General features: G+C 71.0%; 22 protein-coding genes. 13 read left to right on the forward strand and 9 right to left on the reverse strand.

Annotated features, from left to right (window positions below):
* Positions 1-24: 24 nt before the first annotated feature.
* Genes ACYU8V_RS17240 through ACYU8V_RS17265 form a run of 6 tightly spaced genes read left to right on the forward strand, consistent with a single transcriptional unit; the run spans position 25 to position 6309 of the window.
* On the forward strand, positions 25-1230 hold the full coding sequence (locus tag ACYU8V_RS17240) for an N-acetylmuramoyl-L-alanine amidase (RefSeq protein ID WP_460849100.1): 1206 nt from the start codon (positions 25-27) through the stop codon (positions 1228-1230).
* Positions 1231-1284: 54 nt separating this feature from the next.
* Entirely contained in the window at positions 1285-3078 is a 1794-nt protein-coding gene (gene metG, locus ACYU8V_RS17245) for a methionine--tRNA ligase (protein WP_460849102.1), read from the forward strand.
* On the forward strand, positions 3078-3914 hold the full coding sequence (locus ACYU8V_RS17250) for a hypothetical protein (protein ID WP_460849103.1): 837 nt from the start codon (positions 3078-3080) through the stop codon (positions 3912-3914). Before metG ends, ACYU8V_RS17250 begins: the two co-directional genes overlap by 1 nt.
* Positions 3911-4567 (forward strand): ion channel, encoded by a 657-nt coding sequence (locus tag ACYU8V_RS17255; protein WP_460849104.1) that lies wholly within the window; start codon positions 3911-3913, stop codon positions 4565-4567. The genes ACYU8V_RS17250 and ACYU8V_RS17255 overlap by 4 nt, the downstream gene beginning before the upstream one ends.
* A gap of 12 nt (positions 4568-4579) precedes the next feature.
* Complete coding sequence (gene folC / locus ACYU8V_RS17260; protein WP_460849106.1) at positions 4580-5932, forward strand: bifunctional tetrahydrofolate synthase/dihydrofolate synthase; 1353 nt, start codon at positions 4580-4582, stop codon at positions 5930-5932.
* On the forward strand, positions 5929-6309 hold the full coding sequence (locus ACYU8V_RS17265) for a DUF4233 domain-containing protein (RefSeq protein WP_460849107.1): 381 nt from the start codon (positions 5929-5931) through the stop codon (positions 6307-6309). Before folC ends, ACYU8V_RS17265 begins: the two co-directional genes overlap by 4 nt.
* On the opposite strand, the gene ACYU8V_RS17270 is transcribed toward ACYU8V_RS17265, so the two are convergent.
* Together ACYU8V_RS17270 and ACYU8V_RS17275 are read right to left on the reverse strand one after the other, a co-directional pair.
* Positions 6282-7388 (reverse strand): glycosyltransferase, encoded by a 1107-nt coding sequence (locus ACYU8V_RS17270; protein WP_460849109.1) that lies wholly within the window; start codon positions 7386-7388, stop codon positions 6282-6284. The genes ACYU8V_RS17265 and ACYU8V_RS17270 overlap by 28 nt on opposite strands.
* 11 nt (positions 7389-7399) lie before the next feature.
* The gene (locus tag ACYU8V_RS17275) at positions 7400-7990 is read right to left on the reverse strand and encodes a TetR/AcrR family transcriptional regulator (RefSeq protein WP_460849110.1); all 591 of its coding nucleotides are present in this window, start codon (positions 7988-7990) and stop codon (positions 7400-7402) included.
* A gap of 115 nt (positions 7991-8105) precedes the next feature.
* On the opposite strand from ACYU8V_RS17275, the gene secA reads away from it, so the two are divergent.
* Genes secA through ACYU8V_RS17290 form a run of 3 tightly spaced genes read left to right on the forward strand, consistent with a single transcriptional unit; the run spans position 8106 to position 13353 of the window.
* Entirely contained in the window at positions 8106-10988 is a 2883-nt protein-coding gene (secA, locus tag ACYU8V_RS17280; RefSeq protein ID WP_460849111.1) for a preprotein translocase subunit SecA, read from the forward strand.
* 20 nt (positions 10989-11008) lie between these two features.
* Positions 11009-12781, forward strand: a complete 1773-nt coding sequence (locus tag ACYU8V_RS17285) for an exonuclease/endonuclease/phosphatase family protein (RefSeq protein ID WP_460849112.1) — start codon at positions 11009-11011, stop codon at positions 12779-12781.
* Positions 12781-13353, forward strand: coding sequence for a hypothetical protein (locus tag ACYU8V_RS17290; RefSeq protein ID WP_460849113.1), 573 nt, complete (start codon positions 12781-12783; stop codon positions 13351-13353). The genes ACYU8V_RS17285 and ACYU8V_RS17290 overlap by 1 nt, the downstream gene beginning before the upstream one ends.
* On the opposite strand, the gene ACYU8V_RS17295 is transcribed toward ACYU8V_RS17290, so the two are convergent.
* From ACYU8V_RS17295 to ACYU8V_RS17305, 3 genes are all read right to left on the reverse strand, one after another.
* Positions 13354-14559, reverse strand: coding sequence for an SGNH/GDSL hydrolase family protein (locus ACYU8V_RS17295; protein WP_460849114.1), 1206 nt, complete (start codon positions 14557-14559; stop codon positions 13354-13356).
* A gap of 106 nt (positions 14560-14665) precedes the next feature.
* Positions 14666-15196 (reverse strand): Rv3235 family protein, encoded by a 531-nt coding sequence (locus tag ACYU8V_RS17300; RefSeq protein WP_460849115.1) that lies wholly within the window; start codon positions 15194-15196, stop codon positions 14666-14668.
* Between the two features lie 9 nt (positions 15197-15205).
* A complete protein-coding gene (locus ACYU8V_RS17305; RefSeq protein ID WP_460849116.1) occupies positions 15206-15823 on the reverse strand; it encodes a LysM peptidoglycan-binding domain-containing protein in 618 nt (205 codons plus the stop codon).
* A gap of 121 nt (positions 15824-15944) precedes the next feature.
* Between ACYU8V_RS17305 and ACYU8V_RS17310 the strand changes: the two genes are divergently transcribed.
* Positions 15945-16481 (forward strand): hypothetical protein, encoded by a 537-nt coding sequence (locus tag ACYU8V_RS17310; protein WP_460849118.1) that lies wholly within the window; start codon positions 15945-15947, stop codon positions 16479-16481.
* An 83-nt stretch (positions 16482-16564) separates the two neighbouring features.
* On the opposite strand, the gene ACYU8V_RS17315 is transcribed toward ACYU8V_RS17310, so the two are convergent.
* The 4 genes from ACYU8V_RS17315 to ACYU8V_RS17330 are packed head-to-tail and all read right to left on the reverse strand — an operon-like array spanning position 16565 to position 19881.
* Positions 16565-16888, reverse strand: coding sequence for a sec-independent translocase (locus tag ACYU8V_RS17315; RefSeq protein ID WP_460849120.1), 324 nt, complete (start codon positions 16886-16888; stop codon positions 16565-16567).
* A gap of 24 nt (positions 16889-16912) precedes the next feature.
* The gene (locus tag ACYU8V_RS17320) at positions 16913-18058 is read right to left on the reverse strand and encodes an Mrp/NBP35 family ATP-binding protein (RefSeq protein ID WP_460849275.1); all 1146 of its coding nucleotides are present in this window, start codon (positions 18056-18058) and stop codon (positions 16913-16915) included.
* A 40-nt stretch (positions 18059-18098) separates the two neighbouring features.
* Positions 18099-18629, reverse strand: a complete 531-nt coding sequence (locus tag ACYU8V_RS17325; RefSeq protein ID WP_460849122.1) for a DUF1003 domain-containing protein — start codon at positions 18627-18629, stop codon at positions 18099-18101.
* Positions 18622-19881, reverse strand: a complete 1260-nt coding sequence (locus ACYU8V_RS17330) for a magnesium transporter MgtE N-terminal domain-containing protein (protein WP_460849123.1) — start codon at positions 19879-19881, stop codon at positions 18622-18624. The genes ACYU8V_RS17325 and ACYU8V_RS17330 overlap by 8 nt, the downstream gene beginning before the upstream one ends.
* Positions 19882-19996: 115 nt before the next feature.
* Here ACYU8V_RS17330 and ACYU8V_RS17335 point away from each other — a divergent pair, with 115 nt between their 5' ends.
* The 3 genes from ACYU8V_RS17335 to ACYU8V_RS17345 all read left to right on the forward strand — a co-directional run bounded on the left by ACYU8V_RS17335 (position 19997) and on the right by ACYU8V_RS17345 (position 23084).
* The gene (locus tag ACYU8V_RS17335; protein WP_460849125.1) at positions 19997-21115 is read left to right on the forward strand and encodes an endonuclease/exonuclease/phosphatase family protein; all 1119 of its coding nucleotides are present in this window, start codon (positions 19997-19999) and stop codon (positions 21113-21115) included.
* Positions 21116-21151: 36 nt separating this feature from the next.
* A complete protein-coding gene (locus ACYU8V_RS17340; RefSeq protein ID WP_460849126.1) occupies positions 21152-21544 on the forward strand; it encodes a hypothetical protein in 393 nt (130 codons plus the stop codon).
* 187 nt (positions 21545-21731) lie between these two features.
* A complete protein-coding gene (locus ACYU8V_RS17345; RefSeq protein ID WP_460849127.1) occupies positions 21732-23084 on the forward strand; it encodes a phospholipase D-like domain-containing protein in 1353 nt (450 codons plus the stop codon).
* Positions 23085-23102: the final 18 nt, after the last annotated feature.

Here is a 23102-nt window from a genome sequence, read left to right on the forward strand (position 1 = left end):
CCGGATCACGGATGATCGATCACCGTGAACTCCTCGGACCAGCCTTCCCCCTCGTCCTCCGAGTCCGCGCACGGATTCGACCGTCGTCACCTGCTCGGCCTCGCCGGCGCGGCAGCCGCGGCCCCGTCGCTCGCGCTGCTCACCTCCGGCGGACGCCGGGCCGATGCGCTGCCCGGCCGCGCCGGTGACCGGCTCGTGCTGCGGCCCGACAGCGACGGCGTCACCGCGGCGCTCGACGTACCGGTGTCGATGGTGCCCGGACGCGCCGTTCCGAACGCGCCGTTGCGGACCGGGATCCTGCACGCCTCGCAGTTCTCCGCGCTCGGCGTCACCTGGTCGGGCGGCCACGGGACGGTGCGGGTGCGGACCCGCACCGCCGGTGGTGGCTGGACCGGCTGGCGCGCCCTGGGCGGGATCCACGACCGCCCCGACGCCGACAGCGCCGAGGCGCAGGCCACGCCGCGCGGCACCTCGCTCGCCTGGGTCGGGAGCAGCGACGCGCTCCAGCTCGAGATCAGCGGTGCTCCCCAGTCGCCGGTGCTCTCGCTCATCGACCCCGGCGAGCTCCCCGCGCCGACGGAGGCCCGGGAGCGCGAGGTCGTCGCTCGCTACCGGGGGCTCGTCCCGCCGCTGCACAGCCGCCGGGACTGGGGCGCGAACCCGAAGCTCCTCAACGGCACGATCGAGCGGGTCACCTCGATCCGCCAGGTCCACGTGCACCACACCGACAACGCGAACGACTACACGCGCGGCGACGTACCGGCGATGATCCGGTCCATCTACCGCTACCACACCCAGACGATGGGGTGGTCCGACATCGGCTACAACTTCCTGGTCGACAAGTTCGGCCGGATGTGGGTCGGCCGCAGCGGCAGCACCACCAAGATGGCCCGCGGTGCGCACACGCTCGGGTTCAACCACTGCTCGGTCGGCGTGGCGGTGCTCGGCAACTTCCAGGCCGGGCAGCCCAACGAGCTGATCTACAGCGGCATCGCCGGCATCGCGGCCTGGAAGCTGACGAACTGGCGACGCAACCCGCACGGCAGGATCTGGGTGACGTCGACCGGCAGCGACAAGTTCCGCGCCGGGCGGCGGGTGCAGCTCCCTGTCATCGACGGGCACCGCGACACCAACGACACCGACTGCCCCGGGCAGCACCTGTACGCGCACCTGGACCGGATCCGGGATCGTACGGCGTACCGGATGGCCCACCAGGGCAAGGCCGGCTGACCTGCGGGCTCACCGGCTGAGCGGGCCGGGCCGTCGGTCCCTAGGATTGCCGGCATGAGTCGCGTTCTGTCCGCCGTCGCCTGGCCCTACGCCAACGGTCCCCGTCACATCGGCCACGTCGCCGGCTTCGGGGTGCCTTCCGACGTCTTCAGCCGCTACTCGCGGATGGCAGGACACGAGGTGCTGATGGTGTCGGGGTCGGACGAGCACGGGACCCCGATGCTCATCGCCGCCGACGAAGAGGGCATCACCCCGCAGCAGCTCGTCGACCGGAACCACCGGCTGATCGTCGAGGACTTCGTCGCGCTCGGACTGAGCTACGACCTCTACACCCGCACCACGACCCGCAACCACGAGGCCGTCGTCCAGGAGCTGTTCCTCGGCGTCTACGAGAACGGCTACTTCGTCGAGCAGACGACGTACGGCGCCATCTCGCCCTCGACCGGTCGCACCCTGCCGGACCGCTACATCGAGGGCATCTGCCCGATCTGCGGCTACGACGGCGCGCGCGGCGACCAGTGCGACAACTGCGGCAACCAGCTCGACCCGCAGGACCTCAAGAACCCGCGCAGCCGGATCAACGGCGAGACGCCGGAGTTCATCGAGACCCAGCACTTCTTCCTCGACCTGCCGGCTCTCGCCGACGCCCTCACCGCGTGGCTCGACGAGCGCGAGGCGACCGGGACCTGGCGGCCGAACGTGATCCGCTTCTCCAAGAACATCCTCGAGGAGATCCGGCCCCGTGCGATGACGCGCGACATCGACTGGGGGATCCCGATCCCGCTCGACGGCTGGCGGGAGAACCCCACCAAGAAGCTCTACGTGTGGTTCGACGCCGTCATCGGCTACCTCTCGGCCTCCATCGAGTGGGCGCGCCGGCTCGGCGAGCCCGAGCGCTGGCGCGAGTGGTGGAACGAGCCGGAGGCCCTGTCCTACTACTTCATGGGCAAGGACAACATCACCTTCCACTCCCAGATCTGGCCCGCTGAGCTGCTCGCGTACGCCGGCAAGGGCTCCAAGGGCGGCTCCCCGCGCGAGTTCGGCGTGCTGAACCTGCCCACCGAGGTGGTCTCGAGCGAGTTCCTGACCATGGAGGGCAAGAAGTTCTCGTCCTCGAAGAAGATCGTGATCTACGTGCGCGACCTGCTCAGTCGCTACCAGCCCGACGCGTTCCGGTACTTCGTCGCAGCCGCCGGGCCGGAGAGCCAGGACGCCGACTTCACGTGGGCGGAGTTCGTGCGGCGTACCAACGACGAGCTGGTCGCGGGCTGGGGCAACCTGGTCAACCGGACCGCCAACCTGATCGCGAAGAACTTCGAGGAGATCCCGGCCGCGGGGCCGCTGCAGCCCGAGGACGAGGCCGTGCTGGCCGCGACCGAGGGCGCCTTCGGCACCGTCGGCGACCTGATCGCCCAGCACCGCCAGAAGCAGGCGATCACCGAGGCCATGCGCACCGTCGCCGAGGTCAACAAGTACGTCTCGGACCTCGAGCCGTGGAAGCTCAAGGGCGAGGAGCAGCGCGAGCGGCTCGGCACCGTGCTGCACGTGATGGCGCAGTGCGTGGCCGACCTCAACCTGGTGCTCAGCCCGTTCCTGCCGTTCTCCGCCAACGCCGTCGACGTGGCGATGGGCGGCGACGGCCGGATCGCGCCGATGCCCGTCGTCGAGGAGGTCACCGATCTCGACGACCCGTCGCGGAGCTACCCGATCATCACCGGCGAGTACTCCGACTTCCCGGGCTGGCAGCGCCGGCCGATCGAGGTCGGCCGGGCCGTCGCGAAGCCGACCCCGGTCTTCGTCAAGCTCGACACCGCGATCATCGACGAGGAGCTCGAGCGGCTCGGCTGATGCGTGTCCTCGATCTCGGAAGCCGCAAGCTCTGGCGCACGGTCGGACGGCCGGTCGACCTGACCGGGGAGCATGCCTGGCTGCGTGCGCCGATGGCGGAGGGCCCGACGGTCCGCGACAGCTGGCTGGCCGCCGAGGCGGCGTACCACGGCGGCGAGGTGCAGGAGGACGTGCCGGGCGCGGGCCTGATGGACGCGATGTCGGCTCTCGACGGGCCCGGCTTCACGGCTGCGGACCTCGCACCGGAGGTGCGTGACTTCTACGAGCACACCAGCGAGTGGCGGATGGAGGCATGGAGCTCGTGGGCGCCGTGGTTCTGGCCCGCGGGGGAGGGCGTGTCGCGGCTGTTCGGCAGGCGCGTCGAGCAGCTCTCCCTGCCGATGCGCCCGCTCGACGTCGCGTACGGCATGGACAGCCGGGTCTCGGTCATCCGCGACGCCGCGGGGCGCCAGGTCGGGGCCGGGTGGCTGCGCACGCTGCGCGCGACCGGTGCGTACGTCTACAGCGGCGCCTACTCCTTCCGCACGCTGCCCGGCGCGGACCGTCCGAGCGTGCACGTGGCGTTCCCGCTCGAGTCGGGCAACGTCCAGGTCTTCCTGCGTCCGAGCGTCGAGCCGGACGGCTCGCTCGTGCTGTCCTCGCCGGCGGGGCGGTTCGGGCAGGACGGTGCCTACGTGGTCGTCGCCGACGGCGGCCGCACCTTCGCCTCGCGGGCCCCGATCCACGAGACCTTCCGCGTGTACGTCGACCCCGACGGCGTCCTGCGCACCGACCACGCGCTGCGGATGTGGTCGGCGACCGCCGTACGCCTGCACTACCGGCTGGAGCGGCGATGAGCGAGCGGAGCGCGGAGGGCGTCCTGCGCGCCCACCCGAACGCCGTCCTGCTCGCCGGGCAGGTCGTCGTCCTGCTCGGCTACCCCTTCCTGGACGGTACGACGGCCGGGCGGGCGGCCATCGGCGTCGCCCAGCTGCTCGTGGTGCTGGCCGCGGTCGCCGCGGTGCACCGCTCGCCCGCGCTGGACTGGGTGGCCGGGCTGTTCGGCGTACCTGCGGCGGTGTTCGCGGTCTGGGAGTCGGTCGCCCCGGACACCGGCTGGGTCGTCATCACCTCCGCCGCCCTGCACGTGCCGTTCTACCTGTTCGTCAGCTACGCCCTGATCCGCTACGTCTTCAACGACGACGACGTCACCCGCGACGAGCTGTTCGCCACCGCCAGCGCCTTCACCGTCGTCGCGTGGGCCTTCGCCTACCTCTACGCCGCCGTGCAGGTGATCTGGCCGGGATCCTTCGGCGACCCGCGGGCCTGGTTCGAGCTGCTCTACCTCTCCTTCACCACCATGACCAGCGTCGGCCTGGGCGACTTCGGTCCCGCCCTGGCGCACGCGCGCTCCCTGGTGATGCTCGAGGAGATCGTGGGTGTCTTCTACGTCGCCCTCGTCGTCTCCCGCCTGGTCGGGCTTGCCATCTCCCGGAGGTCCGGGCCGTAGACTCGCGCCGCTATGGATGACGAGATGGCCCGCCCGGCCGAGACCTTCGCGGAGGCCGAGGACGCGCTGCTGTCGCGTTGGCCCGAGACCCGACTGGAGCCGTCCCTGGACCGCATCCAGGCCTTCACCGAGCTCCTGGGCGACCCCCAGCGCAGCTTCCGGTCGATCCACCTGACCGGCACCAACGGCAAGACCTCGACGTCGCGGATGATCGACGGCCTGCTGCGCGCCCTCGACCTGCGCACCGGGCGCTTCACCAGCCCGCACGTGGAGAAGATGAGCGAGCGGATCTCGATCGACGGCGAGCCGATCGACGACGACCGCTTCGTGGCGGTGTTCAACGAGATCGCGCCGTACACGCACCTGGTCGACGAGCAGGAGGCGCACCCGTTGAGCTTCTTCGAGGCCGTCGTCGGCATGGCGTACGCCGCCTTCGCCGACGCCCCGGTCGACGTCGCGGTCGTCGAGGTCGGCATGGGCGGCTCGTGGGACGCGACCAACGTCATCGACGCCGACGTCGCGGTCATCACCCCGATCGCGATGGACCATGCCGACTACCTCGGCGGCACGCCGGAGGCGATCGCCCGCGAGAAGTCCGGGATCATCAAGGAGGGCGCGACCGTGGTCGTCGCCCAGCAGAGCCCCGCGGTCATGGCGGTCCTGGCCAGTCGTGCCGCGGAGGTCGGTGCGTCCGTCGTACGCGAGGGCGAGGACTTCGGCGTCGTCTCCCGCACGCCGGCGGTCGGCGGCCAGATGATCAGCCTGCAGGGCCTGCGCGGTCGGTACGACGACCTCTTCCTGCCGCTCTACGGCGCCCACCAGGCCGAGAACGCCGTCATGGCGCTGGCCGCCGTGGAGGCGTTCATCGGCGGCGGCGAGCCGCTCGGCGCGGACGTGGTCGCCGCCGCGTTCGCCGAGGCGACCTCGCCGGGTCGGCTCGAGATCATCCGCCGCAGCCCGACCATCGTTCTGGACGCTGCGCACAACCCGCACGGCGCCGAGGCGCTCGCGGCGGCGCTCGACGACTCGCTGCACTTCGACCCGCTCGTCGGGGTGGTCGGCGTGATGGGGGACAAGGACGCCGAGGGCCTGCTGTCGGCGCTGGAGCCGATGCTCTCGAGCATCGTCGTCACCCAGAACTCCACCGCCCGCGCCCTGCCCGCCGAGGAGCTCGCCGTCGTGGCGCGCGAGGTGTTCGGCGAGGACCGGGTGAGCGTCGTCCCGCGTCTCGAGGACGCGATCGATGCCGCGGCGGCACTGGCCGAGGACGACGGCAGCGACGCACTCAGCTCGGGCGCCGTCCTGGTGACCGGCTCGGTCGTCACGGTCGGGGAGGCCCGGGTCCTGCTGGGAGGCCCGAAGTGACCACGGAGAGGGACAAGTCGCCGCGGCGCGGCATGTGCTCGGCCGTTCTCACCCTCGAGGCGATCGTCGTGGCGCTCAGCTCGGCGGTCATGATCACCCTCGGTGGCGTGGACAAGGGCCTGGCGCTCGGCGCCTGCCTCGGCCTGGCCGTCGCCTGCCTGCTCACCGCGGGCCTGCTCCGCAAGGAGTGGGGGTACGCCGTCGGGTGGGCGCTCCAGGTCGGCGCGATCGCGCTCGGCCTGCTCACCCCCACGATGTGGTTCCTCGGTGCGCTGTTCGCGCTGCTGTGGGGCTGCGCCTACTTCCTGGGTCGCCGGATCGAGGACGAGCGGGCCGCGGCCTTCGCCGCCTACGACGCGGACAACGCCGCGAGCTGACGCTCGAGCAGGTCGGCGGCGTACGCCGCTCCGGGGCGGGCACGGATGGCGTCGCCGAGCCGGGCTGCCGCTGCACGGTGCGGACCGTCGGCCAGCAGCGCGGACAGGACCGCGCGGATCTCGTCGGGGGAGGCGTCGCGTCCGAGCAGCCGGCCCGCGCCGGCCGCCTCGACCGCCTGCCCCACCATCGCCTGGTCCAGCATCGGGTGCATGGGCATCACGGCCACGGGCAGGCCGTGGGCGAGGGCGCGCATCGTCGTGGCGTGACCGCCGTGCCCCATGACCGCGGTCATCTCGGGCATGAGCTCGTCGTGGTCGACGTAGTCGTGGACCTCGACGCCGTCCGGGACCCGAAGGTCCGCTCGGTCGATGACGGGTCCGGTCGTGACGACGACGCGCGCATCGAGGCCGGCCGCCGCATCCAGGATCGTCTGCAGCGCCTCGGTCTGGCCGGGGAAGTTGTAGGTGCTCAGGCTGATGAGCAGCGCGGGCGGGAGCGCGGCGAGGTCCCGTGCCGGGGCGGGGGTGACGACCGGGCCGCAGTGCACGAGGTTGTCCGGCTGCGCCGATCCCCCCGCCGGATCCAGGCCCGGGAGCGAGGCGACCAGGGTGAGCGGCGCCTCCTCGAGTGCGGCGTACGGCGCGTAGCCGCGCTGCTCGGCCACCTGGCCGAAGGGTCCCCGCAGCCAGCCGTCGTGCAGGTAGGCGTGGAACAGGTGCACCAGCGGCACGTAGGTCAGGCCCGCCTCGCGCGCGGCGCCGAGCGCCGCGAGCATCATCGGGTCGATCACCACGATGTCGGCGGGAGCCCGCCCCAGCTCGGTCAGCATGTCCTGGGCGACGCCGGCGTCGTTGAAGACCTCGATCATCCGCTCGGGACCGTTCGGCTCCCGCGACGCGAACGCCAGCGCGTGCTCGTAGGCGCGGAAGGGCATCCCGGCGGCGGCCATCGCGGCACGGTTGCCCTCGTGGCCCAGGAAGCGCACGGCGTGCCCGCGCCGGCGCAGCTCGGAGGCGATGCCGACGGCGGGTGGGACGTTCCCGCCACCGTCCCAGGTGACGAAGAGGAAGTCGGACATCTGCTGCTCCTTCAGTGCCGATGCTCGCCTGCGAGCACCGCGTCGACGAGCGCCGTCATGCGCTCCTGGGTCCGAGATCGGCTCAGCCCGCGGTCGTGCCGCAGCAGCTTCCACGCGTAGACGTCGGTGGCGACCACCAGCAGGTCGATCAACCGCTGCGGGTCGTCGCTGGGTCCGACGTACGGAGCGAAGACCTGGGCGACCCAGCGGCGGTGCAGCGCGCGGCCGTTGTCGGTCATCCGGCGCATCAGCGGGTCGTCCTGCTCCTGGGACAGCATCAGCAGCGCGGTGTCGCCGCGCAGCTCGTAGTGGTCCAGCAGCACCCGCATCGCCGCCGGTACGTCGCCGACGGGGGCCTCGCGCTCCCGGGCGACCCGGCTCGCGGCGTACTCCATGGTCGCCTCGACGAGCCCGGCCCGGCTGCCGAAGTGGCGCAGCACGGTCTGGACGCTCACCCCCGCCTCGCCGGCGATGTCGTCGAGCGAGATCCCGGCAAGGGGACGGATGGTGACGAGCGAGAACACGGCCTCCTGGATCCGGGTCCGCGTGTCCTCGACGGACGTCGCCCGGGCGCGCATGGTGTAGGTCCGCTTCTCTTTCATGTTGATCACCATTAACACGGAAATGCACTTTCGTGTCAATGGTCATTCACGTGAAGATCACGTGGTCCGGCACGACGAGTCGGACGCTCGCACAGGTCCAAGTACAGTTGCCGCCGTGCCTGTGATCATCGACAAACTCCTGCGCATCGGCGAGGGCAAGATCCTTCGCCAGCTCGAAGGGATCGCCAAGGTCGTCAACGCGATCGAGGACGACTTCGTGAAGATGTCCGACGAGGAGCTTCAGGGCATGACCGCCCAGTTCCGGGAGCGCCTGGAGAAGGGCGAGACCCTCGACGACCTGCTCCCCGAGGCCTTCGCCACGGTGCGTGAGGCGGGCAAGCGGGTGCTCGGCATGCGCCACTTCGACGTCCAGATCATGGGCGGCGCGGCGCTGCACCTCGGCAACATCGCCGAGATGAAGACCGGTGAGGGCAAGACCCTGGTCGCCACCCTGCCGTCGTACCTCAACGCCCTGGAGGGCAAGGGCGTCCACGTCGTCACGGTCAACGACTACCTGGCCAGGTTCCAGGCCGAGCAGATGGGCCGGTTGCACCACTTCCTCGGGCTGTCCGTCGGCGTCATCACCCCGGAGATGAACCCCGAGCAGCGGCGTGCGGCGTACGAGTGCGACATCACCTACGGCACCAACAACGAGCTCGGCTTCGACTACCTGCGCGACAACATGGCCTCCTCCATCGAGGAGTGCGTGCAGCGCGGCCACAACTTCGCCATCGTCGACGAGGTCGACTCGATCCTCATCGACGAGGCGCGGACCCCGCTCATCATCAGCGGCCCGACCCAGGACGAGGTGAAGTGGTACGGCGAGTTCGCGAAGATCGCGAGCAAGCTGACCAAGGACGTCGACTACGAGGTCGACGAGAAGAAGCGCACCATCTCGGTCCTCGAGGACGGCATCACCCGGGTCGAGGACCACCTCGGCATCGAGAACCTCTACGAGTCGGCGAACACCCCGCTGATCTCGTTCCTGCACAACTCGATCAAGGCCAAGGAGCTCTTCCGCAACGACAAGGAGTACGTCGTCATGGAGGGCGAGGTGCTCATCGTCGATGAGCACACCGGCCGCATGCTCGCGGGCCGCCGCTACAACGACGGCCTGCACCAGGCGATCGAGGCCAAGGAGGGCGTGCAGGTCCGCGAGGAGTACCAGACCCTCGCCACCGTCACGCTGCAGAACTACTTCCGCCTCTACGACAAGCTCTCCGGCATGACCGGCACGGCGCTGACCGAGGCCTCCGAGTTCGACAAGATCTACAAGCTCGGCGTGGTCCCGATCCCGACCAACAAGCCGATGATCCGCAAGGACCTGCCCGACCTCGTCTACCGGACCGAGGAGGCCAAGTACGAGGCCGTCGTGGACGACATCGTCGAGCGCCACAAGACCGGTCAGCCGGTCCTGATCGGCACCATCTCGGTCGAGAAGTCCGACTACCTGCACCAGCAGCTGACCAAGCGCGGCGTGCCGCACTCGGTCCTCAACGCCAAGCACCACGCCGACGAGGCCAAGATCGTCGCGATGGCCGGCCACAAGGGCGCGGTCACCGTCGCCACCAACATGGCCGGTCGAGGCACCGACATCATGCTCGGTGGATCGGTCGAGTTCCTCGCCGACGCCGAGCTGCGCAAGCAGGGCTTGGAGCCGTCCGGCGAGACCGCCGAGCAGTACGACGCCGCCTGGCCGGCCATGATCGAGCGGATCAAGGAGCAGGTCGCCAAGGAGCACGACGAGGTGCGCGAGCTCGGCGGCCTCTACGTGGTCGGCACCGAGCGGCACGAGTCGCGCCGCATCGACAACCAGCTGCGCGGTCGTTCCGGCCGCCAGGGCGACCCGGGCGAGAGCCGCTTCTACCTCTCGCTGCAGGACGAGCTGATGCGCCTGTTCAAGGGCGAGTGGGTCGACCGGATCCTGCTGATGCTGAAGATCCCGGACGACGTCCCGATCGAGCACAAGCGCGTCACCAACGCCATCGCCAGCGCCCAGGGCCAGGTCGAGGGGCAGAACTTCGAGTCCCGCAAGAACGTCCTCAAGTACGACGACGTCATGGACCGCCAGCGCAAGGTGATCTACGCCGAGCGGCGCGAGGTCCTCGAGGGCGTCGACCTCGAGGAGCAGATCCGCACCTTCATCGGCGACGTCGTGGCCGGCACGGTCAACAGCAGCGTCGACGAGTTCGCGGAGGAGTGGGACCTCGAGCAGCTGTGGACCGACCTGCGGCAGTTCTGGCCCGTCGAGCTGCGCTGGCAGGACCTCGTCGAGGAGGCCGGCACCAAGGCGGCCCTCGACAAGGACGAGCTGATCGAGAAGCTGACCGAGGACGCTCAGGCGGCGTACGACCGTCGTGAGGAGGAGGTCGGCGAGGAGGTCATGCGCGAGCTCGAGCGTCGCGTCGTGCTCTCCGTGCTCGACCGCAAGTGGCGCGAGCACCTCTACGAGATGGACTACCTGCGCGAGGGCATCTACCTGCGGGCGTACTCGCAGCGCGACCCGCTGGTCGAGTACCAGCGCGAGGGCTTCGACATGTTCTCGGCGATGATGGACGGCATCAAGGAGGAGACCGTCGGCTTCCTGTTCAACCTGGAGGTCCAGGTCGAGGAGCAGCCGGAGGAGTACCACTACCACGCCGACGGCTCGCTCCATGCCGGTCCGATGCACGAGGGTGCCTTCGCCGAGCCGCCGGCGGGCATCGACGCCGGTGCCGGTGTGATCAACCTCGACGAGGTCGCGGCCGACGCGAAGGCCGCGCTGCCGAAGGTCACGGCCAAGGGCCTGGACCCCAAGCCCGCGCCCCAGCACCTGTCCTACTCGGCTCCCGACGAGTCCGGGGAGCAGGCCGTCACCACCGGTGGCACCGGCGCCAAGGACGACTTCGCCGACATCGGCCGCAACGCGCTGTGCCCGTGTGGCTCGGGCAAGAAGTACAAGCGGTGCCACGGCGCGCCGGGCGGCCCGACCGGGCTCACCGCACGCGTCAACGGCTGAGGCAGCGGCCGGGCCACGGTATGCGCGGTGCGTCCCGGCAGCTGCTGCCGGCCGTCCTGGTGATCGTCCTCGCGGCGACGTCGGTTCCCGGCGTCGGGCACGCGGAGACGGTGCGTGCGGACGTGTCCACGACCCCCCAGCCGTGCGCGACCGGTGACACCGGCGGCTCCGGCGGCCCTGACATCCGGGCGGCCGGCAGCGGCCGATTCGGCACGGGCACCGTGCTGGGCGCGCTGCCGTCGTCGGTCGCCGCGCCGGTCGGGCCGGCGGTGCAGGGTCAGGTGCGGCTGGTCTCGGCCAACCTGCCGAACCGCACCAGCGGTGCCGGCTTCGCGTGGTCGATGCGCCGGATCGTGGGCGCCGCGCCCGACTTCATCACCCTCAACGAGGTCTCCGGGCGCTCCGACGCCGGCCTGACCGCCTCGGCCCGGGGGTACGACGCCTACCGCGACCCGGTCGTCGACATGACCGCGGGCGGCCGTCCGCAGTCCATGGAGAACGCCGTGCTGTGGAACTCCTCGCGCTGGCACCTGCTGGACGGTGGCCGCGTGAAGACCGTCGACGACGACGCCGGCTACTACTTCGGACGTCCCTACCTGTGGGACCGCTACGCCACCTGGACCGTCCTGCAGCGCACCGACGGCGCCGTCGTGTCGGTGATCTCGGCGCACATGCCGATCAACCCCGTGAAGAACCCCCAGCAGCACGGCCGCCCGCAGTCCTCCCGGGTTGCGAAGTACGACAACGGGATGCAGGTCATCCTCGGGCTGGCGCACGAGCTGTCGGCGTACGGCCCGGTGCTCATCGGTGGCGACATGAACTCGCACGCCGGGGGCGGGGCATGGACGGCCGCCTCGATCATGCGATCGGCGGGCTACGGCTACACCAGCGACGGCATCCTGATGTTCGACTTCTTCCCGCCCGGCGTCACCGTGGCCGCGCACGGCCGGTTCCCGGTGGCCTCGGACCACCCCGCGCTCTGGTCGACCTTCGACATGAACGGCGTGGCCGGCACCGGGGACGGCGTGAGTCCGTCGGCCGGCCCGGAGCCGGCACCCGCCAAGCTCCCGTCCGGGGCCACCCTCACGACACGCACGCTCAGCACGGCGGCGACGCTGATCGACCGCGGTCGGGCTGCCAAGGTCACGGCCGAGGCCTGGGTCGACGCGGTGGCGGCAGCGCTCGTCGACGGCGGTCACCGTCGCATCTCGGAGCGGGCGGCGGATGGGTTCTACCGCAGGCTGCGGCACCAGCCGTGGCGGATGATGACCGTGCCCGAGGCGGACGGCGCGGTCACGGGCTCACCGTTCCCCGAGGCGTACGCCGCCCGCGAGGCCGACGCCCGCTACCTCATCACCTACCTGCGCAGCGGTGGCGCGAGCTGCGAGAGCGACCCGCTGGGCACCTGCCCGCCGGCGCTGGACTTCCCCAGCGAGGGCCCGCTCCTGGCGGCCGCACAGATGGTCGTGCGCTGCGTGCACGACGCGTTCCCGGGCTTGAAGCGGGTCGTCGTCAGCCGGTCGGGCTCCTATTGCGCGGCGAGTCGGGTGGTGAGCGGGCTGGACCTCCCGCTGCCCCGCGGCGACCGCGGTCTCGGCGCGCGGGTCGCGCAGTACCTGCGCGTCCATGCCGCCGAGCTCGACGTCGCCTTCGTCATCCACGACGCCCAGACCTGGGCCGCCGACCAGCCCGAGGCCGGCTGGCGCCCGTACGCCGCCACCGATGGGTCCCGGTCGGCCGCCGCCCTGGTGCGTGACCGGGTGTTCGTCGCGGTGAACGGAGGGTCCTGCTGATGGAGCGCATCCGCGACCTCCTCGCCCGCGCCCGCGTCGCGATCAGCGGCGGCGGCGAGCGCGACGAGTCCAACCAGGGCATGTGGACCGGCCTGTTCGTGCTGGTGCTCGCCCTGGTCGTCGCCGGTGTCCTGATCTTCGCCGGTGGCGGCTCCGGACCGCAGAAGCAGGCGCCGCCGGCGGCGCTGCCGACCGCCACCATGGATGCTGAGGGTGCCTGGAACCCGTACGCCGAGGTGCCCGGCAGCGTGGGAGCCGCGAGCCGGGCGACGGCGCAGTGGACGTCGGTCGTCCAGACCTTCGCGACGACCTTCCTCGGCGCCTCGCGCGACCCCGGTTGGCTCGCCACGATCAAGCCGGTCGTCACGCCCCAGCTGCTGGCACGCCTGCGCCACGTGCAGCGCAAGCGGATCCCGAGGGGCACTCCCGGGGCGATCGTGGTGCGGGCGTCGGGGACCTACTCGGTGGACCTCACGGTGTCCTTCGGCAGCAACGCCGCACTCGGGGTGCGGGTCGTGGACCTGCCGAAGGACGACCGTGGCTGGATGGTCTACAGCTACGAGTCCCGCTGACTACTGCAGGGTCATCACCGGCTCCCCGCCGACCAGACCGTTGCCGGTCCGGTTGCAGGTCCCGCCCCGGACCGCGCCGCCGTTGTAGGCCTGGCGGACGCAGTTGCGGATCGCCAGCTGGCCCCAGTAGTTCGGGTGCAGCGACTCCTGGATGTAGTACGGGCTGCTTCCGGAGGTCGTGACCGTGCGGATCTGGTTGACCCACTCGGTCTTGTCGACCGCCCCGGTGGTCTGCCAGTTGGCGACGCCCATCTCCTCATAGAGCCCCACGCCCGACTCGCAGAGCCGGCGGCCGTTGAGCGCGGAGGACAGGTTGAGCACCTTCGCGTTGCTGATCCCGGCCTGGGTGATCGCGCCGGTGACGGTGTTGTTGATCGTCGGGAGCGCGGTGCCGTTGGCCCAGTTCGCGTCGTTGTTCCAGAACCCGCAGCCGCCCGTGCTCTGCCGGGTGTAGCCGCTCTCGCTGTAGCGGAAGCCGGAGCCGTTCGGGATGGGGGACGGGTAGGTCTGGACGAGCATCGACCACTGGCTGTCGGCGTACCCGGCGTTGCGCATCGCCGTGCGGACGTTGGTGAGCGCGGTGGCGATGTGCGACTTGACCGTCGCGACGTTGGCGGAGGTGAAGTTGCTCGTCACGCTGCTGTCGTCGTTGCAGTAGTCCTTCCACCACGAGGGGGAGCCGAGGAAGTCGGTGACGCAGTCCTGCACGATGGAGCCGAAGTTGAAGTCGTTGCCGCCGATCGAGACCGCGACCATCCTCACGTTGTGGCTGGAGGCGAAGCTCTGCAGCATCAGTGCCTGGCCCTGGTTGCTGCCGCTGTTGGCGAAGTCCAGGCCGGGCTTCCAGTTGCCGCTGCTGTCGGTGTACGACGAGGTCTCCGCACCCGAGCAGGCGAGGTTGAGCCCGCTGACGCCGCCGCCGATGTAGATCTCGGCGCTCTTGCTGCGGTGGCACCGGGCGATGACCTCGCCGGTGTTGGTGGCGTTGTCGTAGTAGGCGGTCGACCCCAGGGCGTCGGCGCGGGTGGAGTCGGAGTTGGAGGATCCCGCCCACCGTCCCGCCTCGCCGGAGATGTAGGAGTCGCCGACGGACACGACCCACGGCGCACCGGAGCCGGGTCCGTCCGCATGGGCTGCCGGTGTGCCGATCGGGGCGAGGACGGTGCCGCCGGCGAGGGCGAGCGCGGCGAGAGCTGCACGTTTCAAGGGGGAGCCTCCTGATGAGGGCCCGCGGACGCGGACCGACCAGAGGCGAACATAGTGAGCCAGATCACATCTTGGCTAGAACTTGTTACTGCCGAGTCGATGAATCTCAGGAGAAGTCGAGGGCGGTGCACACCCAGTGCTCGTCGATCCGCTCGAACCGCGCCGCCACCGCGCGCCCGCGGTCGCCGTAGCGGGCGTGGACGCCGCACTCGACCACGGTCTCGCTGAGGAAGCACGCGTGCACGCTGTGGATCCGCGGCCGGACCGGCTGGACGCGGCCCAGCCCGGGGCGGTGCTCGCCCGCCTGGCCGACCAGCCACGCGCGACGGCGGAGATCGGCGTACACCTCCGGCGCGGTCCAGCGCACCAGCTGGGAGGCCGGCCGGTCGCCGCCCACGATCTCCAGCGCGGCCTGGACGTAGCGCCGCGTCCACTGGTCGATGGTCTGGCGCAGGCGTCGGTCCAGGGGAAGGACCACGCCCCCGCTCGAGCTGCGCCGACCGCGGACCGCGGGCGGGGAGCACCGAGGGAGCAGGGCCAGGGCGAGCGTGCCCTGGGTCTCGGCCACCGGCACGGGCAGGCGCAGCCCGGCGTGGACGGTCGACGGGGTCGGGGAGATGTCGGGGCGACGGGACATCGGAGGCACCTATCGGTCGAGGGGGCGGGACGGCGGGAGCTGGAGACGCAGGCCGGGGTGGATCAGGTCGGGATCGGAGCCGATGGCGGCGGCGTTGTGCGCGGAGAGGCGCTGGCAGTACGCCGCCACCTCGCCGTCGCCGGCCCTTGCGCCCAGGTGTCGCGCGGAGATGGCCCACAGCGAGTCGCCGGATCGCACGCGGACGATGTCGTCGGCGTGCCGGACCGCGCCGGTCACCCGGTCCGGCAGGGGCAGGCCGGCCAGGGCAGAGCCGTGCCCGTGACCGGCGGTGCCCGCGTGGGCGGCCGCGGGCGCCGCGCCGGCCAGCACGGCGGCGCCGCACGCGACGAGGACCGCCCGGCGCAGCGGGCCGACCCGGCGGGGGAGCCGGCCGGTGGCCAGGTCGACCACGACGGCCGTGGTGGTGGCGAGCAGGGCCAGGCAGCCCAGTGACGCGAGGGTGCCGCTGCCCGCGACGAGCAGCTGGTCGAACGGGGCCGACCCTGCGGAGCGGCCGACCGCGAGCACAGCGGGGGCGCTGAGCAGGCCGGTGCCCGCGGTGGCCGCCGCGGTGACGAGCCAGACCGCGGCGGCCCGGAGGGGTGGAGCAGAAGCGTGGTGTGACATCCCGAGAACCTTGCGTTTGCGTCTGTTTGCTTCAGTCTGAGTCTGGATACTCAGGGCGTCAAGCGGTTCTCCACAGCCCTGCCCGGTAGTGGGGTGCACGCGGTTTGAGAGGGTTGCGGTCATGTCGTGGGATGAGCACCTCTTCGCCCTCTTCGACGACCTCGAGCACCAGGCCAGCGCGCTGTACGCCGCCGAGCGGGACGCCGAGGTCGCGGACCGCAGCCGTGCCGAGTACCAGCAGGTGACGCTGGGCGCACGGCTGATGGCCTCGCTGGACGCGGAGGTGACGGTGCACGTCGCGGGCGTGGGACCGGTCGAGGGCACGCTGCAGCGGGTGGCCGACGGCTGGCTGCTGCTCGCGGCACGCGACCAGGACTGGGTCATCCGCCTCGCCGCGGTGCAGTCGGTCGAGTCGGTGTCGGTGCGCGCGGTGCCCGAGGTGGCCTGGTCGCCGCTGGCCCGGATCGGGCTGGGCTCGGCCCTGCGCCGCGTGTCCGAGCTCGGCGAGCGATGCGTCGTGCGGCTGACCGACGGCGCCCAGCACGACGGCACGATCCGCCGGGTCGGTCAGGACTTCTGCGAGGTGGTCAGCGGGGAGCAGCGACGTACGGTGCTGGTGTCCTTCGATTGGATCGCCGCGGTGCAGTCCCGCAGCTGATCACGTCGCCGGCCGCTGCGCGGCTTGCTTGTTCGCTCGCGGTCAGTGCTCGAGCTCGTTCCTCGCTCGGCACTGCCGCTCACTCACGTCGCCTCGTCGTCGTACGGCGGGCGCACCCCGTCGGGCAGCACCTCGATCGTCGTCGCGAGCGGGGTGTCGTCGTCGGCCAGGGCCTCCGCCAGGTGCTTGCGCACGATCTGGCGCGGGTCGAGGTCGCGCAGCTCGAGGTCGGCGTACTCCGGTCCCAGCTCGCTGCGCAGCTCGTCGCGCGCGTTGTCGGCGAAGGTGCGCAGCTTGCGGACCATCTGGCCGGCCTGCTTGGCGACGCCGGGCAACCGGTCAGGGCCGAGCACGAGCAACGCGACGAACGCGATCACCATGAGCTCGGGGAACCCGATGCCGAACATGCCCGCCCCCTGACCGCGGCCGGATCAGAACTTGCTGGTGGGTGTCAGGCCGAGCTGCATGCCCGCGAGACCACGGGTGCGGCCGTCGAGACGGTCGGCGATCGCGGTGATGGCGAGCGCACCGGGCGCCGTCGGGTCGGCCTCCACGATCGGCTTGCCGGCATCGCCACCCTCGCGCAGCGAGGTGTCGAGCGGGACCTGGCCGAGCAGGGGGACGTCGTACCCGAAGCGCTGCGAGAGCGTCTCCGCGACCCGCTCGCCGCCGCCGCTGCCGAAGATCTCGAGCCGGTGCTCCTTGCCCTCCGCGGTGCAGTGCGGGCAGGGCAGGTAGCTCATGTTCTCGACGACGCCCACGACGCGCTGGTTCATCATCGAGGCCATCGTGCCGGCGCGCTCGGCGACCTCGGCGGCGGCCTCCTGCGGCGTGGTCACGACGACCACCTCGGCGCCGGGAAGGTGCTGGCCCAGCGAGATCGCGATGTCACCGGTGCCCGGCGGGAGGTCGAGCAGCAGCACGTCCAGGTCGCCCCAGTAGACGTCGGCGAGCATCTGCACCAGCGCGCGGTCCAGCATCGGGCCGCGCCACGCGACCACCTGGTCGCGCCGCGGCTTGAGCATGCCGATCGAGATCACCGAGACGCCCGAGGCCGTGGGCACCGGCATGATCAGGTCGTCGACCTGGGTCGGACGGGAGTCGGCCACGCCGAGCATGGCGGGGATCGAGTGCCCGTAGATGTCGGCGTCGACGATGCCGACCCGGCGGCCGGCCTTGGCCAGCGCGATCGCCAGGTTCACCGTCAGCGAGGACTTCCCGACGCCGCCCTTGCCGGACGCGACCGCGAAGACCTTGGTCAGGTTGCCCGGCTGCGAGAACGGGATCTCGCGCTGGGCCTGGCCGCCGCGCAGCGTCGCGTGCAGCTCGCCGCGCTGCTCGGTCGACATCACGCCCAGCTCGACCCGGACCGACGTCACGCCGGGCACGGCCTGCACGGCCGCGGTGACGTCGCGGTTGATGGTGTCCTTGAGCGGGCAGCCCGCGACGGTGAGGAGCGCCTTGACGGTGACCTCCGTGCCGCCGTCGACCTCGCCGAGCTCGACGGCCTCGACCATCCCCAGCTCGGTGATGGGGCGCTTGATCTCGGGGTCGTTGACGCCCGCGAGTGCGGACATCACCTGTTCGACGGTCACCTGGCTGCTCACGCGGCCAAGTCTAGGAGGGCCGGTCCGATCTCCTGTCGTCGCCGTCGTCGTGGGACGCGGCACCCTTCTCCAGCTCGGCCAGCAGCGAGCGCAGCTCGGAGCGCAGGTAGTCGCGCGTGGCGACCTCGCCGACGGCCATCCGCAGCGACGCGACCTCGCGGGCCAGGAACTCCATGTCGGCGTGGGCGCGGGCGTCCGCCTGGCGGTCCTGCTCGGCGATCACCCGGTCGCGCGACTCCTGACGGTTCTGCGCGAGCAGGATCAGCGGAGCGGCGTACGACGCCTGCAGGCTGAGCATCAGGGTCAGGAAGATGAACGGGTAGCCGTCGAAGTGCATCCGCTCCGGCGTGGTGCTGTTCCACGCGATCCAGACGACCACGAAGAACGTCATCCAGATCAGGAACCTCGCGGTGCCCATGAACCGCGCGAACTGCTCGGCGAAGACCCCGAAGGTGTCGGAGTCCATCGTGGGGCGCCGGACGAGGGGCCGGCGCTGGACGCGGGGCGTGTCGAGGCGCTCGGTACGGCGGGGCTCAGCCACGGTCGGGCTCCCGTCGGTTCTGCCGGTCGCGCCAGTTCGCCGGGAGCATGTGGTCGAGCAGGTCGTCGACCGTCACGGCACCGATCAGCCGGCCCTCGTCGTCGACGACCGGCGCCGCCACCAGGTTGTACGTCGCCAGGTGGGCCGCCACCTCGTCGATGCTGGCCTCGGGCCGCAGCGACTCCAGCGAGTCGTCCAGCGCGCCCGCGACCAGGGTCGAGGGCGGCTCGCGCAGCAGCCGCTGGATGTGGGCCACGCCCAGCAGCCGCCCGGTCGGGGTCTCCAGCGGCGGCCGGCAGACGTAGACCAGCGCGGCCAGCGACGGGGTCAGGTCGGGGTTGCGGACGTGCGCGAGCGCGTCGGCGATGGTGGCGTCCGGCCCGAGGATCACCGGCTCGGGCGTCATCATGGCGCCCGCGGTGTTCTCGACGTACTGCATCAGGCGGCGGACGTCCTCGGCCTCCTCGGGCTCCATCAGCTGGAGCAGCACCTCCTGCGTGGCGGGCGGCAGGTCGGCGACCAGGTCGGCGGCGTCGTCGGGGGACATCTCCTCCAGGACGTCGGCGGCGCGCTCGGTGTCGAGCAGGCCGACGATCTGGACCTGGTCCTCCTCGGGCAGCTCCTCGAGCACGTCGGCGAGCCGCTCGTCGTCCATGGCCAGGGCGACGGCGGCCCGGCGCTCGGCGGGCAGGTCGTGCAGGATGCTCGCCGCGTCGGCGGGCCGCATCTCGTTGATGGCCGCCACCAGGTGCGCCGCGCCCTGCCCGGCGTCGCGGCGGCTGAGCCCGGTGACGTCGCTCCACTCCACGACGTAGGTCTGCCCGCGCCGGCGGAAGCCCTTGCTCGGCTCCTGCACGGCGACCCGGCTCAGGACCCAGTCGCGGGTGCGGGCCGGCTCCATCGCCACGTCGTACACCGTCCCGGTGACGCCCGTGGAGACGATCGTGACCGTGCGGTCGAGCATCTGCCCGATGACCAGGGTCTCGGTGGAGCGCTGCTCGAAGCGGCGCATGTTGAGCAGGCCGGTGCTGTAGACGTGCGAGCTGTCGATGTTGGTCACGCGGGTCATCGGCACGAAGATCCGGCGGCGGCCGAAGACCTCGGCGACGAGGCCGAGGACGCGTGGCTGCGCGGCGTCGGTGCGCATCGTCACGACGATGTCGCGGACCTTGCCGACCTGGTCGCCCTGCGGGTCGAAGATGGGGAGACCCACCAGCCTGGCGACGAAGACGCGCGACGGGGTGACGCTCACGGCCCAACGTTATGGCATTGCTCAGGTCGGGCCGCGCAGGTGCCGACTAGTTCTGCGAAGAGCCGGTCGGTCGGGTACCGTGATCCGACAGTCGTTGACGGAGGGTGTTCGAGGGATGCGCAGCCGTGGCCGGCGGGTCGCACCGAAGACCCGCCCCATCGTTCGCATCGCGGCGACCCTGCGGCTGCTGGCCAGGCCGGCCGCCTGGACCCGTGACGGACTCACCGCGACGGTCGCGTGCCTGACGGTCCTCGGCGTGCTGACGGCGGTTGTGTGGCACGCCCAGTCCGACGGCACGGCGCTCGCCTCCGCCGAGCAGGCCGACCCCTCCTGGTCGGCCGTCGTGTCGACCGACGGGCCCACCGCGGCGAGCAGCGCCACGGCGACGGCCACGGCGAAGGCGGTCAAGGCCGCACGGGCGGCGAAGCACCAGCAGAAGGCCCACGACAAGCAGCAGATGCTCGCGAGGATCGCCGAGCGTCGTGCGAAGCGTGCCGCGGAGCCGGTGACGTCCACGATGCGGGTGGCCAGCCTCAACATCCTCGGCAGCAACCACGTCGGCCGCGGCCTGGCCCGCGCCGCGGGCGAGGCCTCGCTCCTGATCAACCGCGGTGTCGACATCGTCGGGATGCAGGAGGTCCAGCGCGACCAGCGGCAGGTCTTCCTGCGGCAGATGCCGGCGTACACCATGTGGCCCCAGGACGCGGTCGGCCGGCAGGGCTACCGGCTCCAGATCATGTTCCGCAACTCCCGCTTCGAGATGGTCGACGGCGGCTCGGTGAACTCCCCGTTCGTCGGCATGTCGGTGCCGATGCCCTACGTCCTGCTCCGCGACCGCTCGAGCGGCGTGGAGTTCTGGGTGATCGACGCCCACCTCTCGCCCCAGGGCCGCCAGGGCGAGCGCAACGCCGGCACGGTCATCCAGCAGGCGCTGGTCGACCGGCTCAACGACACCCACCCGGTGGTCATGCTCGGCGACATGAACGAGCACACCTCGTGGTTCTGCCGCCTGGCCGCGAACGTCCCGGCGTTCTCCGCCAACGGCGGATCGTCCTCGGACTGCAGTCCCTCGGGCCCGATCCGGATCGACTGGATCGTCGGCAGCGACGCCGGCGAGAGCACCGTCGGCTTCTCCGACTACGCGCAGGACGGCGCGACCAAGGCGCTGCGGCTCAGCGACCACTACCTGGTCTACGCGACGGCGGCGGTCACCGCGACCCCGTCGCAGCAATAGCCCGCCGCCCTCCGCATTTCGGAATACCCTGGTTCCATGCGCGCACTCCTCGCCCTCGCCTCGATCGCCGCAGCGACGACCCTGCTCGCCGGGTGCGGCTCCGGTGACGACACGGCGACGGACCCTGCGAGCGTCGGTACGACGCCCACCAGCTCCTCGCCGACCGCGGCCAGGACGTCCGCGCCGGCCCTGACGCTTCCCGAGTGCGCCTCGATCTGGAAGGTCGGTGCCACGCTCCCGTCCCACTACAAGGGCTGCCAGGTCGACGGCGAGAAGGGCTCCTACATCTACCACTGCGAGATCGGCAGCCGGATCGCCTCGTACGGCACCGACCTGTATGCCATCCTGGGCCGCAAGATCGTCCAGGCGTCCCCGTCGCTCAAGGCGGACGCCGACTGGAAGTACCTCTACGACCACTGTGTCGGCTGAGATACGACGTGCAGGAGTGGCGCGAGGTACTGTTCTGACCAGGCTGGGGGCGTAGCACCTTCCGTGCGTGCCTGGCTGGGGGTCGAGAGGCAGTTCGGCAACGAGCCCTTCCGAAGCGAGCAATGAGGAGTCTTTTCTGATGCGGATGCTCCGCCACGGTGCAGTCCTTCTGAGTTCTCTGGGTCTGATGGTTGCTGCAAATGGCGCGCCCGCCCATGCGTCCACCACCGACAAGCCGACCGGCTATTCCACGGTCGCGCACGTCAAGAAGCGGGTTCCGACCCCGCCGGACCACTACTACGTGCGGGCCGGGGTCAAGTTCAACGACCCCTACAGCCGCGACAACCACAGCTTCCTGACGATCCGGCGCGCGATCGTGCGCACGATCGACAGCACCACCAAGGGCGACCACATCATGATCGCCTCGTGGAACATCCGCAGCCGCGCGTACGTCGACGCGCTGATCGGCGCGAACAAGCGCGGTGTCGGCATCCGCATCGTCATGGACCGCGGCAACGCCAACCCCAGCGCGCCGAACCCGGACTACCGCCACCTGGCCGAGGCCTTCGCCCCGACCAAGGCGCGGCTGCCGCAGAACCGCAGCTGGATCAGGCGCTGCGTGTCCGCGTGCCGCGGGCGACGCGGCATCGCGCACAGCAAGTTCTTCCTCTTCGACCACGTCGGCAAGCGCGACTGGGTCACGATGTACGGCTCGAACAACGCCACCGACATCGCGGCCAACAGCCAGTGGAACGACCTGTACACGATCGTCGGCAACCGCGAGATCTACAACGACTTCGGCAAGACGTTCGTGCAGATGGGGCAGGACCACAACCTGTACGGCAAGGCCTACGTCCAGGACGTGACGCCGAACCGGACGATCAACTTCTACCCGTACCAGGGCCCCGTCGCGACCGCGGCGGGTGACCCGGACCTCAACCGGCTCAAGCAGGTCAGGTGCACCGGGGCCACCGGTGGCACCGGCACGAACGGCCACACCAAGCTGCGCATCGCCCAGGACGCGCTGCTCGGTGACCGCGGCATGGCGATCGCGCACCGTCTGGTCGCGCTGAAGAGGCAGGGCTGTGACATCCGGTTCGTCTACTCCCTGCTGGGCGGCAACATCCGGACCATCCTGAAGAACGGTCACGTGCCGACGCTGCAGTACTCCTACGACCGCAACCGCGACGGGATGTACGACATCTACCTGCACATGAAGGACATGGCGATCAGCGGTGTCTTCCGTGGCAAGACCGACACCCGCCTGGTCGTCAACGGCACCGCGAACTGGACCCCGGTCGCGCTGCAGAGCGACGAGGTGGTCGCCGAGATCACCAGCGCGTCGATCACCTCCAGCTACATCAACTGGATCGACTACCTGTGGCACCACCGTCCCGCCAGCTGGGGGCCGGTCAACCTCGCTCCGGTCAGCTCGACCGGCACGATCGACCGTCCGGTGGTCACCCGCGACGGGCGGGTCGTGATGCGGCAGGTGCGCACCGTCGACCCCTACGCCCTGATGAAGAAGGAAGGCCTCTGACCCGAACGGGTCAGAGGG

It is taken from the genome of Nocardioides ultimimeridianus (genome assembly GCF_054777895.1).

Excerpts from the sequence above, each read along its gene's own strand:
- ACYU8V_RS17290 (WP_460849113.1), top strand. The coding sequence starts at position 12,781 with ATGGAGCGCATCCGCGACCTCCTCGCCCGCGCCCGCGTCGCGATCAGC.
- ACYU8V_RS17315 (WP_460849120.1), bottom strand. The coding sequence starts at position 16,888 with ATGTTCGGCATCGGGTTCCCCGAGCTCATGGTGATCGCGTTCGTCGCG.
- ACYU8V_RS17285 (WP_460849112.1), top strand. The coding sequence starts at position 11,009 with ATGCGCGGTGCGTCCCGGCAGCTGCTGCCGGCCGTCCTGGTGATCGTC.
- ACYU8V_RS17300 (WP_460849115.1), bottom strand. The coding sequence starts at position 15,196 with ATGTCCCGTCGCCCCGACATCTCCCCGACCCCGTCGACCGTCCACGCC.
- ACYU8V_RS17310 (WP_460849118.1), top strand. The coding sequence starts at position 15,945 with ATGTCGTGGGATGAGCACCTCTTCGCCCTCTTCGACGACCTCGAGCAC.
- ACYU8V_RS17250 (WP_460849103.1), top strand. The coding sequence starts at position 3,078 with ATGCGTGTCCTCGATCTCGGAAGCCGCAAGCTCTGGCGCACGGTCGGA.
- metG (WP_460849102.1), top strand. The coding sequence starts at position 1,285 with ATGAGTCGCGTTCTGTCCGCCGTCGCCTGGCCCTACGCCAACGGTCCC.
- ACYU8V_RS17340 (WP_460849126.1), top strand. The coding sequence starts at position 21,152 with ATGCGCGCACTCCTCGCCCTCGCCTCGATCGCCGCAGCGACGACCCTG.
- ACYU8V_RS17320 (WP_460849275.1), bottom strand. The coding sequence starts at position 18,058 with ATGTCCGCACTCGCGGGCGTCAACGACCCCGAGATCAAGCGCCCCATC.
- ACYU8V_RS17305 (WP_460849116.1), bottom strand. The coding sequence starts at position 15,823 with ATGTCACACCACGCTTCTGCTCCACCCCTCCGGGCCGCCGCGGTCTGG.
- ACYU8V_RS17335 (WP_460849125.1), top strand. The coding sequence starts at position 19,997 with ATGCGCAGCCGTGGCCGGCGGGTCGCACCGAAGACCCGCCCCATCGTT.
- folC (WP_460849106.1), top strand. The coding sequence starts at position 4,580 with ATGGATGACGAGATGGCCCGCCCGGCCGAGACCTTCGCGGAGGCCGAG.
- ACYU8V_RS17345 (WP_460849127.1), top strand. The coding sequence starts at position 21,732 with ATGGTTGCTGCAAATGGCGCGCCCGCCCATGCGTCCACCACCGACAAG.
- ACYU8V_RS17255 (WP_460849104.1), top strand. The coding sequence starts at position 3,911 with ATGAGCGAGCGGAGCGCGGAGGGCGTCCTGCGCGCCCACCCGAACGCC.
- ACYU8V_RS17270 (WP_460849109.1), bottom strand. The coding sequence starts at position 7,388 with ATGTCCGACTTCCTCTTCGTCACCTGGGACGGTGGCGGGAACGTCCCA.
- ACYU8V_RS17275 (WP_460849110.1), bottom strand. The coding sequence starts at position 7,990 with ATGAAAGAGAAGCGGACCTACACCATGCGCGCCCGGGCGACGTCCGTC.